Consider the following 3,140-nt stretch of genomic DNA (forward strand, 5'->3'; position numbering starts at 1 on the left):
GCAACCGCGCCTTCGTCGGCTATGTGATGTGCCAGGTGCTGGCCTCGCAGATCATCTTCACCTTCGCAGGCGGCGGCCCCTACATCGTGGTGACGCAGATGGGCCGCAGCAGCGCCGAATACGGCGCCTGGTTCGCGACCTCGGGCTTTGCATTTCTCGTCGGAAACCTGCTCTGCGTACGCTTTGCGCCGCGGCATTCGCTGGAAAAACTGATCTGGTTCGGGCTCGCCCTCCAACTCGCCGGCAGCCTTGCGAACCTGCTGTGGAGTATCATCGGCTGGAACGAGGCCCCGGCCTGGCTGTTCGGCACGCAGATGATCGTGATGGCCGGCAATGCCTTCGTGATGGCGAATTCGGCCGCCGGCGCCATCAGCATCCGCCCCGAGGCCGCCGGCACCGCCTCCGGCACGATGGGCTTCCTCCAACAGGGCATCGGCGCGCTGATGTCGCAATTCGGCGCCTATCTCGGCGGCCACTCCGCAACGACGCTGCCGCTCACCGGCGCAGTCCTCGCGATCTCGCTGCTCTGTGCCTGCGTGATGATCTTCGTCGTCCCCCGCCGCGAAGTGGTGGTGAGCGAGGCACTGATCGAGCAGGCGGAAGAGGAAGAGAGCGGGATGATGTGAGCTTTCGCTATGCGACGGCCTTCACGACACGCTCGGTGTCATCCTCCGCGAAGGCGGGGGATCCAGTATTCCAGAGACGCTGCGGGGATACGGATAGGCTGCGGCGTACTGGATTCCCCGCCTTCGCGGGGAATGACGGCGGAGTGTGTGGCGCAAAGCGCGAACCCTCACTCCCCGATCAGCGTCAGCCACTCGTCCTCGGTCAGCACCTTGACGCCGTGCTTGTTGGCCTCGGCCAGCTTCGAGCCCGCGCCGGGGCCGGCGACGACGAGATCGGTCTTCTTCGACACCGAGCCTGAGACCTTGGCGCCCAACCGCTCCGCTGTGGCCTTGGCCTCGTCGCGCGTCATCTTCTCCAGCGAGCCCGTGAACACCACCGTCTTGCCGGCGACGGCCGAGTTGCTCTTCGGCTTCTCGGCGTCGACGATCTCGACTTCCTTGGTCAGCCGCTCGACGATGCCGCGGTTGTGGCTCTCGCCGAAATAATCGGCGATGCTCTTGATCACGGTGTCGCCGATCTGGTCGAGCGCGTCCATCTCGGCCATCGCCTCCTCGTCGCCCTTGGCGACCTTGAGGCAGGCATCGTGGAAGGCGTCCCACGAGCCGTAGCCGCGTGCCAGCGCCACCGCAGTGGTCTCGCCGACATGACGCATGCCGAGCGCATAAATGAAGCGCTCGAGCGCGATTGTGCGCCGAGACTCGATGGCGCCGAACAGGTTGCGCACCGAGGTCGCGCCGTAGCCTTCGATCTCCTCGAGCTTCAGCTTCGCGTTGCGCTTCTCCAGCGTGAAGATGTCGGCGGGCTCCTTGACCCATCCCTCGTCGAAGAAATACTGCAGCTGCTTCTCCCCTAAACCGTCGATGTCGAAAGCACGGCGCGAGACGAACAGCTTCAGGTGTTCGATCTTCTGATAGGGGCAGGCGAACTCGCCGCTGCAGCGGGCGCGGGATTCCTCTTCGCCGGCGGCGGTTGCGCCGCGGACGACGTCGGTGTGGAGCGGGCACGGACACTTCTTCGGGAAAGAGAATTCCCTGGCGCCTTTCGGCCGCTTGTCCAGGACGACGTCGACGATCTGCGGGATCACATCGCCGGCGCGCTGGACCACCACGGTGTCGCCGATCCTGATGTCGCGCCCCTCGCGCAGCACCTCGCCCTTGTTGCCGATGCCCTTGATATAGTCCTCGTTGTGCAGCGTGACGTTCTGCACGATCACACCGCCGACGCCGACCGGTTCGAGCTTGCCGACCGGCGTGAACGAGCCGGTGCGACCAACCTGAATCTCGATGTCGCGCAGCACAGTCATGGCCCGCTCGGCCGGGAATTTATGCGCGATGCCCCAGCGCGGCGTGCGCGAGACGAAGCCGAGCCGCTCCTGCCAGTCGATGCGATCGACCTTGTAGACGACGCCATCGATATCGTAGTCGAGCTCGGCGCGCTCTTCCTCGATGCTCTGGTGGAACGCGACCAGCTCCTCGACGGAGTGGCACAGCTTGGTCAGCGGATTGGTCTTGAAGCCGCAGCGCTCGAACCAGCCGATCATGCCGCTCTGCGTGCCTTCCGGCATCGCGCTCATCTGCCCCCACGCATAGGCGAAGAAGCCGAGGGGGCGCGAGGCGGTGATGGTCGGGTCCTTCTGCCGGAGCGAACCGGCGGCCGAATTGCGCGGGTTGGCAAAGATGGTGTCGCCGGCCGCCTTCTGCCGCTCCTTGAGCGCGAGGAACGCCTTTTTGGTCATGTAGACCTCGCCGCGGACCTCGCAGATGTCGGGCACGTTGCGCCCTTTCAGCTTCTGCGGCACGTCTTCGAGCGTGCGGATGTTGGCGGTGACATCCTCGCCGACCGCACCGTCGCCGCGCGTCGCCGCGGTGACGAGCTCGCCGCCCTCGTAGCGCAACGACATCGAGAGGCCGTCGATCTTCGGCTCGGCGGAGAAATTGACCTTGTCGTCGTCGAGCTTCAGGAAGCGCACGATGCGGCCGACGAAGTCGCGCACGTCCTCTTCTGCAAAGGCGTTGTCGAGCGACAGCATCGGAACGGAGTGCCGAACCTTCTTGAAGCGGCCTGACGGCGCCGCGCCGACCTTCTGCGAGGGCGAGTCCGAGGTGACGAATTCAGGAAAGCGCTTCTCGATCGCGTTGAAGCGCTGGCGCAGCGCGTCGTACTCGGCGTCGGTGACGGTGGGCGCGTCCTCTTGATAGTAGCGCTCGTTGTGCCCCTCGATTTCAAGCGCCAGCCGCATGTGCTCGACCTTGGCCTGGGCCTTGGTGAGGTCGGCGACGTCGCGAAGCGGTGTTGCTTTGGATCTTGCTGCTCTGGCCATGGTGCTTGGATACGACGGAGCGGGCGGAAGGGTAAAGATGGGCGGAGGACTTGTTCCCCGGACGCAGTGCTGCGCTTCTTCAGCGGTGCACTGCAGAGCCGGGGCCCATGCGGCGGCATTCTGGGTCCCGGCTCGCGCTATGCGCGTCCGGGACACGAGGTCTAACTTGCCGCCTTGAGCAGCCTCTCGGCCG

1 protein-coding gene and 1 pseudogene are annotated in these 3,140 nt (G+C 65.3%); one reads left to right on the forward strand and one right to left on the reverse strand.

From position 1 onward, the window contains the following. Positions 1 to 626: pseudogene (locus tag IC66_RS0111220) on the forward strand (Bcr/CflA family drug resistance efflux transporter); the annotation flags it as partial. 167 nt (positions 627 to 793) lie between these two features. Here IC66_RS0111220 and ligA read toward each other — a convergent pair. Next, positions 794 to 2,947, reverse strand: a complete 2,154-nt coding sequence (ligA, locus tag IC66_RS0111225; protein WP_038947671.1) for an NAD-dependent DNA ligase LigA — start codon at positions 2,945 to 2,947, stop codon at positions 794 to 796. Positions 2,948 to 3,140 lie beyond the last annotated feature (193 nt).

Origin of the sequence: Bradyrhizobium genomosp. III, from assembly GCF_000261705.1 — a bacterium.
GTDB classification, from domain to species: Bacteria; Pseudomonadota; Alphaproteobacteria; order Rhizobiales; family Xanthobacteraceae; genus Bradyrhizobium; species Bradyrhizobium ottawaense.